29 protein-coding genes are annotated in these 12371 nt (G+C 59.6%); 23 read left to right on the top strand and 6 right to left on the bottom strand.

Features of this window, described 5'->3' with window-relative positions; genetic code table 11:
• Window positions 1–144: 144 nt before the first annotated feature.
• Genes M9945_RS12585 through M9945_RS12560 form a run of 6 tightly spaced genes read right to left on the bottom strand, consistent with a single transcriptional unit; the run spans window position 145 to window position 2632 of the window.
• Window positions 145–462, bottom strand: a complete 318-nt coding sequence (locus M9945_RS12585; RefSeq protein ID WP_367944876.1) for a hypothetical protein — start codon at window positions 460–462, stop codon at window positions 145–147.
• Complete coding sequence (locus M9945_RS12580) at window positions 463–1260, bottom strand: hypothetical protein (RefSeq protein WP_367944875.1); 798 nt, start codon at window positions 1258–1260, stop codon at window positions 463–465.
• Window positions 1261–1263: 3 nt separating this feature from the next.
• Complete coding sequence (locus tag M9945_RS12575) at window positions 1264–1530, bottom strand: hypothetical protein (protein WP_367944874.1); 267 nt, start codon at window positions 1528–1530, stop codon at window positions 1264–1266.
• 3 nt (window positions 1531–1533) lie between these two features.
• Window positions 1534–1998, bottom strand: coding sequence for a hypothetical protein (locus M9945_RS12570; RefSeq protein ID WP_367944873.1), 465 nt, complete (start codon window positions 1996–1998; stop codon window positions 1534–1536).
• The gene (locus tag M9945_RS12565; protein WP_367944872.1) at window positions 1995–2420 is read right to left on the bottom strand and encodes a hypothetical protein; all 426 of its coding nucleotides are present in this window, start codon (window positions 2418–2420) and stop codon (window positions 1995–1997) included. The genes M9945_RS12570 and M9945_RS12565 overlap by 4 nt, the downstream gene beginning before the upstream one ends.
• The gene (locus tag M9945_RS12560) at window positions 2417–2632 is read right to left on the bottom strand and encodes a helix-turn-helix domain-containing protein (RefSeq protein ID WP_367944871.1); all 216 of its coding nucleotides are present in this window, start codon (window positions 2630–2632) and stop codon (window positions 2417–2419) included. The genes M9945_RS12565 and M9945_RS12560 overlap by 4 nt, the downstream gene beginning before the upstream one ends.
• 72 nt (window positions 2633–2704) lie before the next feature.
• Between M9945_RS12560 and M9945_RS12555 the strand changes: the two genes are divergently transcribed.
• From M9945_RS12555 to M9945_RS12445, 23 genes are all read left to right on the top strand, one after another.
• Window positions 2705–3076 (top strand): helix-turn-helix domain-containing protein, encoded by a 372-nt coding sequence (locus M9945_RS12555; RefSeq protein ID WP_367944870.1) that lies wholly within the window; start codon window positions 2705–2707, stop codon window positions 3074–3076.
• A gap of 147 nt (window positions 3077–3223) precedes the next feature.
• Window positions 3224–3676, top strand: a complete 453-nt coding sequence (locus tag M9945_RS12550; protein WP_367944869.1) for a hypothetical protein — start codon at window positions 3224–3226, stop codon at window positions 3674–3676.
• An 802-nt stretch (window positions 3677–4478) separates the two neighbouring features.
• A complete protein-coding gene (locus tag M9945_RS12545; RefSeq protein ID WP_367944868.1) occupies window positions 4479–4808 on the top strand; it encodes a hypothetical protein in 330 nt (109 codons plus the stop codon).
• Window positions 4809–4895: 87 nt separating this feature from the next.
• Window positions 4896–5180: a hypothetical protein gene (locus M9945_RS12540; protein ID WP_367944867.1), complete on the top strand. Its 285-nt coding sequence runs from the start codon at window positions 4896–4898 to the stop codon at window positions 5178–5180.
• A 53-nt stretch (window positions 5181–5233) separates the two neighbouring features.
• Window positions 5234–5458: a hypothetical protein gene (locus M9945_RS12535; protein WP_367944866.1), complete on the top strand. Its 225-nt coding sequence runs from the start codon at window positions 5234–5236 to the stop codon at window positions 5456–5458.
• Between the two features lie 121 nt (window positions 5459–5579).
• A complete protein-coding gene (locus tag M9945_RS12530; protein ID WP_367944865.1) occupies window positions 5580–5756 on the top strand; it encodes a hypothetical protein in 177 nt (58 codons plus the stop codon).
• A complete protein-coding gene (locus M9945_RS12525; RefSeq protein WP_367944864.1) occupies window positions 5753–5995 on the top strand; it encodes a hypothetical protein in 243 nt (80 codons plus the stop codon). The genes M9945_RS12530 and M9945_RS12525 overlap by 4 nt, the downstream gene beginning before the upstream one ends.
• Window positions 5996–6319, top strand: coding sequence for a hypothetical protein (locus tag M9945_RS12520; protein ID WP_367944863.1), 324 nt, complete (start codon window positions 5996–5998; stop codon window positions 6317–6319).
• Between the two features lie 121 nt (window positions 6320–6440).
• The gene (locus M9945_RS12515; protein WP_367944862.1) at window positions 6441–6653 is read left to right on the top strand and encodes a hypothetical protein; all 213 of its coding nucleotides are present in this window, start codon (window positions 6441–6443) and stop codon (window positions 6651–6653) included.
• The gene (locus M9945_RS12510; protein ID WP_367944861.1) at window positions 6646–7017 is read left to right on the top strand and encodes a hypothetical protein; all 372 of its coding nucleotides are present in this window, start codon (window positions 6646–6648) and stop codon (window positions 7015–7017) included. Before M9945_RS12515 ends, M9945_RS12510 begins: the two co-directional genes overlap by 8 nt.
• Window positions 7014–7190, top strand: a complete 177-nt coding sequence (locus M9945_RS12505) for a hypothetical protein (protein ID WP_367944860.1) — start codon at window positions 7014–7016, stop codon at window positions 7188–7190. Before M9945_RS12510 ends, M9945_RS12505 begins: the two co-directional genes overlap by 4 nt.
• A complete protein-coding gene (locus M9945_RS12500; RefSeq protein ID WP_367944859.1) occupies window positions 7187–7381 on the top strand; it encodes a hypothetical protein in 195 nt (64 codons plus the stop codon). Before M9945_RS12505 ends, M9945_RS12500 begins: the two co-directional genes overlap by 4 nt.
• Window positions 7362–8120, top strand: coding sequence for an ERF family protein (locus M9945_RS12495; protein ID WP_367944858.1), 759 nt, complete (start codon window positions 7362–7364; stop codon window positions 8118–8120). Before M9945_RS12500 ends, M9945_RS12495 begins: the two co-directional genes overlap by 20 nt.
• Window positions 8117–8737: a lambda exonuclease family protein gene (locus M9945_RS12490; RefSeq protein WP_367944857.1), complete on the top strand. Its 621-nt coding sequence runs from the start codon at window positions 8117–8119 to the stop codon at window positions 8735–8737. Before M9945_RS12495 ends, M9945_RS12490 begins: the two co-directional genes overlap by 4 nt.
• Window positions 8734–9210 (top strand): single-stranded DNA-binding protein, encoded by a 477-nt coding sequence (ssb, locus tag M9945_RS12485; protein ID WP_367944856.1) that lies wholly within the window; start codon window positions 8734–8736, stop codon window positions 9208–9210. The genes M9945_RS12490 and ssb overlap by 4 nt, the downstream gene beginning before the upstream one ends.
• A 72-nt stretch (window positions 9211–9282) precedes the next feature.
• Complete coding sequence (locus tag M9945_RS12480) at window positions 9283–9705, top strand: hypothetical protein (RefSeq protein ID WP_367944855.1); 423 nt, start codon at window positions 9283–9285, stop codon at window positions 9703–9705.
• Window positions 9702–9857, top strand: a complete 156-nt coding sequence (locus tag M9945_RS12475) for a hypothetical protein (protein WP_367944854.1) — start codon at window positions 9702–9704, stop codon at window positions 9855–9857. Before M9945_RS12480 ends, M9945_RS12475 begins: the two co-directional genes overlap by 4 nt.
• Window positions 9854–10045 (top strand): hypothetical protein, encoded by a 192-nt coding sequence (locus tag M9945_RS12470; RefSeq protein ID WP_367944853.1) that lies wholly within the window; start codon window positions 9854–9856, stop codon window positions 10043–10045. Before M9945_RS12475 ends, M9945_RS12470 begins: the two co-directional genes overlap by 4 nt.
• Complete coding sequence (locus M9945_RS12465) at window positions 10045–10431, top strand: HNH endonuclease (protein ID WP_367944852.1); 387 nt, start codon at window positions 10045–10047, stop codon at window positions 10429–10431. The genes M9945_RS12470 and M9945_RS12465 overlap by 1 nt, the downstream gene beginning before the upstream one ends.
• Window positions 10409–10570, top strand: coding sequence for a hypothetical protein (locus M9945_RS12460; protein WP_367944851.1), 162 nt, complete (start codon window positions 10409–10411; stop codon window positions 10568–10570). Before M9945_RS12465 ends, M9945_RS12460 begins: the two co-directional genes overlap by 23 nt.
• Window positions 10570–10887, top strand: coding sequence for a hypothetical protein (locus M9945_RS12455; RefSeq protein ID WP_367944850.1), 318 nt, complete (start codon window positions 10570–10572; stop codon window positions 10885–10887). The genes M9945_RS12460 and M9945_RS12455 overlap by 1 nt, the downstream gene beginning before the upstream one ends.
• On the top strand, window positions 10884–11438 hold the full coding sequence (locus M9945_RS12450; RefSeq protein WP_367944849.1) for a hypothetical protein: 555 nt from the start codon (window positions 10884–10886) through the stop codon (window positions 11436–11438). Before M9945_RS12455 ends, M9945_RS12450 begins: the two co-directional genes overlap by 4 nt.
• The gene (locus M9945_RS12445) at window positions 11428–12141 is read left to right on the top strand and encodes a hypothetical protein (RefSeq protein WP_367944848.1); all 714 of its coding nucleotides are present in this window, start codon (window positions 11428–11430) and stop codon (window positions 12139–12141) included. The genes M9945_RS12450 and M9945_RS12445 overlap by 11 nt, the downstream gene beginning before the upstream one ends.
• The last annotated feature ends 230 nt before the right edge of the window (window positions 12142–12371 follow it).

Below are 12371 nucleotides of genomic sequence, written 5' to 3'. Positions count from 1 at the left end.
GATCGCGAGCGGCGAACCGACGCCCCGCGTGTTTGAAGATCGGAATAGCGCCGCGTCCCCGGCGCTCGGCCGGGAGGGGCTGTTTCCTCGTCGCCTCTCCCGGCCTTCTGGCGCTCAGGTTGCCGCCGCGAACTGTAACCGCCGTCATGCCGACACCTTGTCGTCAAGCACGGCGGGCACGAGGCTGGCCCGTGCGATTTTAGAGAGCAGCAGCGCAGACAGTTCGGCTACAGTTACGCCACGCGCCTCCGCGTCTGGACGCAGCGCGTCCGCGACATGATGATCGAGGACCAGCCGGCACTTTCTGCGGCCCGTCCTTCGGGCAAGGCTTATGCCGTTGCGGCGGAAAGTCGCTCTGACATATTCGGGCATGCAGTCGAGCGCAGCGCCAATCTCTACGGAGGTCGCGAGCGGATTTGCGCGATGATAGGCGAGAACCTTGTCTTTAAGGCCGACACGCATCTAAACAGCCCCCGCTTCGCGCTTCGGATAGCCGCGACCTTCATCGCGTCTCAGGAATGCGAGTATCGTCAGGTCGATGTCATCGGAATGGCGCGCCGGGGAAGCTGGAGAGGAGGACGGGGCTCCCCCGGCGCTGTTCGCCGCGCCAAGGGGGATGGCATCGGGCGAATTGGAATGGACGGGGCCGCCGACCGGGAACGAACCCCGATCCTTATCCCCTTGCTTATCTGCCGCCAGATCGCCAGCGGGCTTATGAGCGGTTGCGGAATTGGTGGACGACGCAGTGGCCCCTACGTCGTCCTGCTCGCCGTCGTCTTCGGCGGGCCATTCGGCATCGCACTTCGGACAGCGGTAATATTCGCCAGCGGGCGCACGGTCGGCGCAGTAGTCGCACCTGTCGTCCTCGTCTGGCTGTTCCTGGTTGTCTGTGAGTTCGCCGCCAACGAGGATCGAGTTGACGAAGGCGGCGTCTATGCCCCTGCCCTTCGCTTCGGAGTAGCTGACAGAAAAACAATTGTTTTCGTTCATCTTCGCGGAGCCGTAGCCGAGCATTTCCGCATAGGCGGCGGTGCAATCCAGCCGATCCATGATCTTCGCAACGCGCTTGCCGTCGCCGCTCTCGTCGCGGTCATCCTCGACGCGCGCCTTCTGGAGCGACTTGAACGCCATCCAGTCCAGACCGGCATCGGAGAACTTCTTTCGCCAAGCAGCGTATATTTCGCGCTTGTCGATATCGTCTTCGATCATCGGGCGGATGGCGGTGGCAGCTTCGCGGAGAAGGGAGGCGTGGTCGGTCATGGCCTATTCGCTCTCCCCTGCTTCGGAGAAGATGGCGGCGGCCATTTCTTCCGCTCGCCGGTTCCCGCCTTTGAGTTCGTCGTCAACGCGCCCCCACTGAGACGCGGAATAGATATGCTCTCGCGCTATCTCAGCCGCGCGCTTCATGCCTTCACGCTCGAAGTCGGCCAAGGCGATTGCGATCAATTCGCCAGCATCCGGTGTTCCGTCGTTGAGGCAGATTTCCCAAAGCTTGCGGCCTGCCTCGCGGTGTTTCTCTGTCGGGGTCATGGGCTACTCGCCTCCCTTCTCTTGAGGGGCGGGAGAACGCCAGCATTCTTCACGCCGCACCATTTCTGCGGCATGTTTCGCGCGGTACTCAATCCAGACAGAACGGGGGATGACGAAATGAACGGGACCGGACGAGAGCAAGAACTGGAAAGCGTCGTGGGCGCTCTCAGGATCGCGCTTCAGAAGACCATCGCCCGGATTTATGTACTCAACCCGGACGTAGCGGGTCGGGAGATCGAAGCGTTGCGCGACGATCTGATTGATAAATTCAAGAACTCGGACGTGCCCGCTGAAGCCGATATGCGTCACGCAGAGCTGAATGCCCCCGCCATCAACGCAATCGAAGTGATCTTCAACGGGGCGCTCGCTCGACGGGGAGAATACTAGATCATAGCGATCAAGGGTTTTGCGGCTCATGAGCGTGTCGCCAACAAGCCAGCAATCCTCGTATCTGATGGAGGGGATCATGCTGCTTCCTCAGGGTTGGGATGGACTCCCGATCCGCCTGCGCGCATGATTTCTCCCGCAGTCATGTTCAGAAGGGAGGGATGATCTTGGCCGATGAAGACGGTGGAGTTCCGGCGCAGGTCGCTATCAAGAGCGGCAAGATACTCGCCGTAGGAGACAGGCGGTTCGACATTCGCGACGATGGCGTTCAGCCCCTTTTCATTGATCTGGTCACGGAACACCGGCACAATCTCGGCGTCGTGTACCTGAGTTTCGCCAGCCTCACGGCGGACGCCGCAAACCCGGCAGAAGCCACCATCTGCTCCCGTATCCGGATGAGCATGGTCATGGCGCAGAACCTTCGCGACCTGCTTACGAACATCATCGATGATGCGATGAAGCCGGTCGACAAATCGCAGGCGAACTGAATGGTAGCGCGTCATGCCGTCTTCTCCTGCTGGGGAGAGGGTCGGGGGAGGAAGTCGGGACGAGAGCGCACGCTTTCGATAACCTTGATCGCAGGGCCGCGCGGTCTGGTTTCTCCCTTCTCCCAATTGGAGACTGTGCTTTGATCTACACCGACGAGTTGCCCGAACTGAGCCTGTGTCAGCCCGAGGTCTTCCCGGATCGTCTTAACGTCGATTACCTGTTCCATCTCATGATTATGGGAAACTCATAGGTCATTGTCAATGAGTTTCTCATAGCTGTTTATGGCAAAATCAGAACCATGGAACTGCATGAGAGATTGGTGGCCGCTCGCGAGCATGCCGGCTACAAGACCGCAACCGAGGCCGCCGCAGCAATCGGTGTGCCCTACGGTACGTATTCAGGTCATGAAAACGGAGCTTCGGGCTTTCGGGCGGACAAGGGCGAGCTTTATGCTCGCCGCTTCAAGGTCCGATTTGAATGGCTTATGCGCGGAACTGGACCAATGGTTGACCTCGCGACAAAGCATCGGGAAATCCTGGCTATTTTTGACAGTCTTCCCCCGGACTTGCAGGAGTCCTACGCTGATGTTTTACGCAAGCTTGCAGCGCCCTTCCGAGAGCAAGAAAGTCCTCAGCAGCCTCGCTCGAAAGACACTGGAGCAAGCGAATGAAATTCTCCCTCATGCCATCCTCCCACCGAAACCCTAATAGGGCCATGGCCCGCAACGGATAGTCAAGAACGAAGCGAGAACATGGTTTCGGCTTGTGAGTAGCGGGGAATCTCGGCAGGATCGGCGTAGCCACGGGAGGGGATGGGGATGACGGATATACCCGTCTATCTTGTCGGCGCGGCGGGGACGCCGGATGCAGACAACCCGCACTGCTCTCCCTGCATCACATGCGCGCTGCACCATGAAGCCAGCGAGACATATGAGGGCGGCCTTCTCGGAATGCTGGATTCCGGCGCATTCCCAAATGCGATTGATTATGGCGTGTGGCAGCGGTTGAACTTGCCGATTGTCGGCAAGGATACTTTGCACACTGTCAGCGGCGTTCAAGAGATTTACATCTGCGAGGGAAGGCTTCTGATCGGGGCGCTCGATACGACGATTCCTATACAGGAACGTTTCTCAATCTCTCCGATGCGGCAGAATGGGCATATGTGCGATCTGATCCTTGGTCGCCGTATTTTGACGCTTTTCGATTTTGGATATTCGGTTGCGGATGGCTGGTATTTACGGACACCAGATGACCCCGCCCATCGGGGATAAGCTCGCCGGCAATAACACCTTCGATCATTTTTCGAAGCCGGATGACCTCATTCAGTAGCGCGTCATTGTTCGCCTGAAGCCTTTCGGCTTTCCATCTTTCTTCGTTAGCCAGTTCCCATCCGCCCATTGTCGCCCTCACTGTTTTCCAAGCTTCTGAAACCGGTTCAGACCTCGTATCTGGCAAAGACCCCCCTACCCCCTATTAGCCGAAGCTAATAAAGGCCAGGAGGTCGTTTGCCGCTCTGAAACTCGGACGAGCCTCTGTAGAGCTGGCGCGGTCCTTTCGGTTTCCCGCATCCCTATAGTTTCTGGCAGCACCTTCGGGCTTACGACCCCGCGCCTGCCGCTTCACCAGCCGGAATTGCACCGGTCGCGGCTCGATCTTGTCAGCCCCGGTTCACAGCCGGGGCTTTTCTTTTGCCACCTATCGACTCTCCCCTTGCAGGGGTTAATCTGGCGGCGGCTGCGGGGCGGTCGGTGACAGTCCCGCAGCAAGGCCCATGTCGGGGCCTGTGTCCTCCCCAGACAGGGAGGGCTAAGGCAGGCGACAGATCAAACCTGCCGCCTGCCGAGGGTCGCCGGCATCACAGCCCTGAACTGACCTCGAAGCCCTCGCCATGCGCGGGGGCTTCTTGCGTTCCGGCACCCTCAACATGCCACGTGATTCGACGCGAGGCAATCTTTTTTATGACTTTTCCATATTTCTTGTTGACATAGTGGTATGAGTTTCCCATAATCCATCTTGTCGAAACGGCAATGAGCCAATCACCCCACGGGGCGGCTGAGCCAGATGGAGGGCAAAATGGCAGGGCAGCAGGAAGCGATCTACAACAGCTACGTCGCATCGACGACCAAGCACAACGTCAAGCCCGTTACGTTCAAGGGCGACAGCGAGGTCTTTGAAATCCTCCGCGCCAACGGCGTCGATTTCGACAAGCCCTACAGCCATTCGACGCGGTTTTGGGACAATGACGCCCGGACCAGGGTTTTCAAGTTCGACGACGGCAGGATCGCCGAATACGCGACGACGAACTCGGCGATGGGAACCGCACTGCTGGCGGTCTTTGAGACCCACGACGACTGGTTCAACTACCGCAAGCCGATGGGTCGGTTTCACTACTTCAACGCATGAGCCTTCCGGTTTCCGGCGTCCGCGCCGGTTTCCCGAGCACTTACCCGGCAGGCCAGCGAGGCCAAAGCCAAACGGATGGAGGAAGCGATGAGCAAGATGACGAGGCAGAAGGCACTGGACGCGATCCGCGCCGCCGGCACGACCAGCAATCATCGCGACTTCATGCGCCTCTATGTCGAGAACCGGATTTCCTACCCGGTCGCGCTCGCTGAATACCGAAAGTGCGTCGAGATCGCCAAGCGCATCACTGCCCGAGACCTCGCCCTTTCCGAGATTGCCCATGAGCGCGGCCTTCACGCCGACGACGATGCGGACGTGATCGAGGAAATCTACGCCGAGCGGGCCGTCATCAACAACGCGCCCGCATCCTAAGCCCCTTCCACCCACCCCCACCGGATAGCCCCGGTGCATGGAGGATAAGACAGATGACACCGAACGACCGCGACATGATCGTCATCTTCGATCCGAACGACTGGTCTGGCGCTGCCCAGGTTTTCACCGACAAGCACGAGGCGTTCGACTTCTTCCGCGACCACCCGCACCGGAAGTCGTGCCGTGTGACGGAAATGAACGCTGTCGAGGGCTGGTCCCGTCCTCTTGAGGATGAGTTGGACGACGAGCTTTCGCACACGCTGATGGCCGCGGAGTGACCGTCATGAACCGCGATCCTCTCATAGACAGCCTCGCCGGCTTCCTCTCCGACCTCGCCAAGATGGTTGTTGGCTTCGGCGTGTTCGCGATCATCGCAATCGTTTTGGTCGGGGCGGCGTGATGACTGACGTGTTTGTCTTGGTCTGTCTGAATGACGACGACAGCATCGGAGAGATCATCTCCGCTCACCCCACGCACCAAACCGCCATCAACGCCGAACGGTACTATTGGCAGAACGTGCGGGAGAAGCACAGCGGCGTGCGTACGCAAATCCAGCGTGTGGAGTTTGAGGCATGACCCGCGCCCGCCACGAGCACCAGATCAAGCTCAACGAATACACCCTCGGCGGCGGCAACACGTTCGACGCCGCATTGCACCGGGTCATCTCGCGTTGGCGCGGCTTGGACTGGTTCACCGACGAACAGATTGCGGAAATCCGCGCCGAGATGATCGGCCGAGAATGGTTCCGCCACGGCCTCAAGCGCGAAAACCGCAAGGCGCGCAAGCAGGCGATGGCAATCAAGGAGGAAGCGTAGATGGCTTCCACCGCAACCTACAAATGCAAATGTTGCGGTTCGCCTTTTGAGGCGCGGACGGCAGACCGCAAGCGCGGATGGGCAAAGTTCTGCTCGAAATCCTGCAAGGCCATCAAGCAGACGTACGGCAAGGCTCACCGCAGATCACTGCCTCGCCATGATGGGCTTTCGGAGATGAAGTTCAAGCACTGCGCACAATGCGGCGAAAAGGCTGTGAACGGTCTGCGTGGGCTTGATGGCTCCGTCGAATGGTTATGCCTCGATCATATGGCCGAGAACAGCGCTCACCCTTTCAGTGAAGAAGCGCTGGGGCAGTGGTCATGAACCCGCTCGACCGCGCCCTCTACCTCACCAGCGAGGCGCTAGTCGCCCGCTTCACACCAACTCGATTTGCGCTCCTGCTGCTGGCGGTAATCGCTGGGGTTGGGGCTTGGGAGATGCCGATATGAGCGGGACCCCGCGAATTGTCGATTTCGACAGCATCGATTTCTACGAGGATGACAACTCCTGCCCGAACTGCGGCGGCGAGGGCATCGTCTACTCGTGCTTCGAAGAATTCGCGTGCATCGACCCGGAAGGCGGTTGCGACCTTTGCGAACGTCGCTGCGATTGGTGCCGTCCCGCCCGCTCTAACAGAGGGGAGGAAGACAATGGGTGAGAAGGTCGATTTCAGCAAGAGAACGCCGGGGCCTTGGTATGTGACAGCTATCGGCTCGCACTGGCAGGTTATCACGCGAACGCATCCCGATATTCGCCCTGCCGCGCTTATCGCTCAGGTGCGCATCCCAGGCAAAGACGGATGGCCGGCACAGTCGCCGCTTGGACTGGACGAAGCGACTGCCAACGCCGCCTTCATCGTCCGCGCGGTCAATGCGCATGACGATCTAGTCGATGCGCTGAAAGACATCGAAGGGATGATCGACAACTGCCCAGACGTTCCTCGCGACCCGGCGAGCCTCCCCATGGCAGTCCTTGCCCACGTCCGCGCCGCCCTCGCCCGTCACGGAGAAGGCAAGCCATGAGCAAACCGACCAAGCAGGAAATCCGCGACGTTATCGAGGAAGTTGAGGAACTGGACCTTCCCGATGGAGCGCATTGGGCGCTGATCCATGATCGCCTTGGCCTCGAATACGGTGACGTGTTCGACCTGATCGCGGAAGACCTGGAGTTTTTCGGAGCGGAGCCGTCACCATGACCCTCCTCCCCGACCCCGAACTCGCTCTTGCTGTCGCCTCTCTGGACGACAGGCATGCATGCAAAGAGCTGGTGCTGTCCGCTCTGACCGAGATCATCAAATTCGAGACCGATCCTGTCTTCGCCAAGCTGGCGCAGAGGCGGTTTCTCGACATCACCGATGGAGAACATCATGTCCAGCACCGCGCTTGATATCCAGGAACCGCAGAGCCGGGGAGTCGTCGCGCCTGCATCGGAAAGTGCGGCCATCTTCCAAATCATCGAACGAGCCGCCCGCGATCCGAACGTAGACCTCGACAAGATGGAGCGCCTGATGGCGATGCGGGAGCGCGAGCTTAGCCGGCAGGCGGAGCAAGCGTTCAACGAGGCCATGAAGGCAGCGCAGGCTGAAATGCGCGCAATCTCGGCTGACGCCACCAATACGCAGACGCGCAGCAAGTATGCGACCTACGCCAAGCTCGATGCTGCGCTGCGCCCGATCTACACCAAGCACGGCTTTTCCGTCAGCTTCGATGAGGACGGTTCCCCGAAGCCTGACCATATCCGCTGTCTCGCCTATGTCGCGCACACAGGCGGACATACTCGCACCTATCACAAAGACATGCCGGCGGACGGCAAAGGGGCAAAGGGGGGCGACGTGATGACGAAGACGCACGCTACCGGCGCAGCGTCATCCTACGGGCAGCGTTATCTCATGAAGAATATCTGGAACGTGGCAGTTGGCGAGGACGATACAGACGGGAACCCTCCCCCCGACATGACGACCATCTCCATTGAGCAGCGAGACCAACTACTTTCGCTCATTAGCGATACGGGCACGCCGGTCGATAAGTTTTGCGAGTGGGCAAAAATTGAAGCGGTCGCAGACTTGCCGGCCAGACATTTCGATAAAGCGGTGCAGGTGCTGAACGCGCGTCGGAGGAAGCCATGATGCAGGTTTTCACCGATCTTGAGCAGGGCAGCCCCGAATGGTTTGCGGCCCGCGCGGGAATCCCGACCGCCAGCAAGTTCGCTACAGTCATGGCGAAGGGCGAGGGCAAGACCCGCTCCGAATACATGCGCAAGCTGGCGGGCGAAATCCTGACTGGAGAGCCTTCGGAGCAATTTGGCAACGTCCACACAGATCGCGGCAACGCGATGGAGGATGAAGCCCGCGAAACCTACGCCTTCATCAACGATGCCGAAATTCAGCGCGTCGGCTTCATACGCAACGGCAATCGCGGGGCTTCGCCTGACAGTCTGGTTGGCTCGAATGGCGGGCTGGAGATCAAGACCGCCCTTCCTCATATCCAGATCGACCGGCTGGAGCGCAACCGCCTGCCGCCTGAACACAAGGCGCAGGTGCAGGGCAATCTCTGGATTTCCGAGCGTGAATGGTGGGATTTTTGCTCATACTGGCCCAAGCTCCCCGTCTTGACGGTTCGCGTCTATCGCGACGAGGAATACATCAAAACGCTTTCCGACGAGATCGACCGCTTCAACGACGAGTTGGCGGCGCTGGTCGAGCGCATCCGAAACTATGGCATCGAAGAAAGGGCGGCGGCATGAGCCTGAACCGTTGTGAGTTCATCGGGAACCTTGGTGCCGACCCGGAAGTCAGGAGGCTTTCCAGTGGTGATCCTGTCGTCAATCTTCGCCTCGCCGTTTCTGAGACATGGCGGGACAAGACTTCGGGCGAACGGAAGGAAAAGACCGAATGGGTATCCGTCGTGATCTTCAACGAGGGTCTGGCGAAGGTCGCTGAACAGTACCTTCGTAAGGGGTCCAAGGTGTTCGTTGCCGGGCAGCTTCAAACACGTCGTTGGCAGGACCAGCAGGGCCAGGACCGCTACTCGACCGAAGTCGTCCTCCAGAAGTTCCGTGGCGAATTGCAGATGCTCGACACCCGCAACAGCGATGACGGCGACCGCGAACAGCGCCCCGCACGTCAGGAACGCTCGACCAGTTACGACCGCGACGATAGCCGCACACACGGCAGCTACGGCAACCAGCGCGAGCTTGACGACGAGATTCCGTTCTAACCGCGTCCTCCCAAGCGCCACCCTCCCCGTCCTGTCACAGACCGGCAGGACGGGGGAAGAGAGGAAAGAGACATGGCCCGCAAGCCCGAGAAGTCAGTGTATGCGTTCCGCAGGCGCGGCAATGCGCTTGTGCCAGATATGGATATGGACCTTCGCGCACTCGACGGTGTTGCGAACGGCCAGCTTGTCCGCGTCGAGGTCAAGGAGTTTCGCAACGTCGCCCGTCATCGCGCTTATTGGGCGATGCTGCATGAAATGGTGGCGGCGACCGAATGCGCCCTGACACCGGAGCGGCTTCACGAAGTCATCAAGCTCGAAACCGGCGTTGTCGATCTAATCCGGCTACCAAATGGTATGACTGTCGCAATCCCCGGCTCCATCAGCTTCGACAAGATGGCAGAACCGGAGTTCGTGGCGTTTCTGGAAGCTGCGCAGAAATGGCTTGCGCAGACTTATGGCTGGGTTCCCGAGCGTGAGCGGAGAGCGGCGGCATGACCTTCCCCTACGTCTATTTCTGGCACCGGCAAGGCCGCAAGGGCCAGCGATGCGCCGTCACGGCGCGCGGCAAGATGAACAGCATCCGCGTCGTGTTCGAGGATGGATTTCAGATGATTACCAGCGGTAACGCGATCAGGAGGGCAGCATGATTATCCGCCTCATCCGCCGCCACCGTGCCCGTCGCAATCTCGAAGCCGCGAAAGCCCGCGTGGCCACCCTGTCACGCCAGATCGACCACAGGCGCAAAAGCAAGCAGGCATGGCGTCCGCTGCTCGGCAGCCTGGCTGATGCTCGTCGCGACATGCTCCGCGCTGAGATTGAATTGAAGGGGTGGTGATGGCCCGTCGCCGCTTTACATACAAGGACCGTGCGCGCATTTTCGCCGCGAATAATGGCACCTGCCATATCTGCAAGCAGAAGATCGACGGGGTTCGCGAGGCTTGGGAGATCGAGCATGTCATCGCTTGGGAGCTAACCCGCGACGACAGCGACGAGAACCTGCGCCCGGCTCATATCGCCTGCCACAAGCAGAAGACGCACAAACAGGACCGCCCCGCCATCAACGAGGCGAAGCGCCGCGAAGCCAAGCACACCGGGGCCAAGCGTCCGTCCTCGAAGCTTGCGGCACGACAGAAGCAATCGAAGCAGTCGCGGCATCCCTATCAGGCACCCCGCCCCCTATTCCAGGAGATACCCCAAAATGAAATACATCGTGACGGTTGAATACACCACCAAGCGACAGGAAAAACTGACGATATACGCCCGCGATGAAAGCGAGGCCGAGGACAAGGCTTGTGACATCGTTCTTGGTTGGAATGACGTTGACGATGCTGAGGCTGTCTCCGTGGAGGAAGACGACTGATGGCATCCCTCCGAAAAGACAACCCGGCGCTATGGGCCGAATTTACCGCGCACATCCGCGATGTGGTGGGCGACTGGACAGATGATCAGATCGCCGCCGTTGCAAGCAAGGTCCGTGCTAGATCGCCTGGAGCCTTGATGGACAGTATCGCTGAGGTGTTCGTCTATTGCGGCGCGGCGCTGAAAAGCGGCGACGAGGAAGCCATTGCCGCCGTCGAACTTTGGCAAATCAAGGAAATGCCTATCGAAATCATGGTTGATGAAAGCGGCGTTTCGCACCGCCTGTCTCCAGATGCAAAAGTGGAGATTGTGCAATGAGTGACAGGGCCTCTGAACTTCGTGCGATTGCGGATGGCCGCTTGATGCTGCACGTGCGTAACGGCGTGACCGTATCGCGCTCGATGCTTGCGAGGATTGCAGACGAATTTGAAACCATGTCCACCGCCCTCGCCGCGAAGGATGCGGAACTGGCAGCGGTACGGGCGGAGAGGGATGAAGCAGTAGCAAAATGGAATGACGCGGACGGCGATATGGCGGGCGCAGCCCTGCATGCTATTCGTGAAACGCTCTATGCCGGAGAAGTCCCGCTCGCTGCTTTTATTGACGATCACGTCGCCAACGCGATTGTCCAGCGTAATCAGGAGCGAGAGCGCGCCGAATACGCCGAAGCCCAGCTTGCCGAGGCTAACAAGGCGCTGGAACAGGTCGCGGAGCAACTCTCGAAGTCTGCAACCGCCGCGAGGGAGGGCGCTGATAAATGCACGCCCGCCGAACGCGACACATATCTTGCGTTTGCCGAACACCTTTCTGGTTTTGCTCAAGCCGCCCGCCGCGCCCTCGAAGCACAGGGAGGCGAGAATGGCGAGTGATCTGACGCGCCCGATAATCGGCATCGAGAACCGCACCGCTCAGGAAGTGTTCGACATCATGTGCGACCGCTTCCGCATGCCCGAAGCTGAAGCCGAAGCCCTCTCCCGCACAGGCGCGGTGAAGGTGCTCGAAGCAAAGCGGATCACAGAAGAACGGCTATCGAGCCTACTAGCTCGTATCCATCGCGACGGCGGCCACTACGAGGCCGAACATGGTACAGAGAAGGCATGGGCTGACGCAGACGCTATCGTAGCCAGCATCTACGCAGATACGACACATCCTGCTCATTCGACGCTCGCCCTTGAGCCAGCCGCACCGGAAGGAAGGCAGAATGCGGTGGAAGAACTTGCGGCATTCCTTTGCAGCGAGTTCGACTTCGATCTTGACCCTGTAACTGGAGCGTCATGGCCGGAACACGAAAAAGATGACGGCTATCGTGGCAACGGTTACGTGCGGTTGCAGCCATCCGACGTTCAAGCCCGCGCCCGCGAGAACGCAGCACGCATCCTCACATTCATCAGCCAGCGATCCACCCGCCCCTCAGAACAGGCGGTGACGGATGAGATGGTCGAGGCGGCCGTGAGGGCCGTGAAGTATCACCTGTACAACAATGGTGACGGCAAGGCGTCGTTCATTCGCGAGTGCGACATCCGCGCCGCGATACGCGCCGCCATCAAGGCCGCTATGGAGGCAGGAAGATGAGCGAGTGCCCTTGCCCACACCATCCAACCAACTGCTACGGCCACCCGCATTCATGCGGATGCGCTCAATCTACTGTGGCTGACGCACGGGAGATTATTGCGCAGGAGTTCAGGCGAGCACATCGCGATACATGCTACCCAGATGCATCCACTGGCGAGTGTGAGATTGCCGCATTAGCCATTGTTGCCGCCCTTAACGCAACTGGTGTCCGACTTGCCGGTCCTGATGAC

The organism is Aquamicrobium sp. (assembly GCF_023954335.1).
GTDB lineage: Bacteria > Pseudomonadota > Alphaproteobacteria > Rhizobiales > Rhizobiaceae > Aerobium.
Note: the sequence above shows the minus strand (reverse complement) of the source record. Positions and strands in the feature narration are given on the sequence as shown.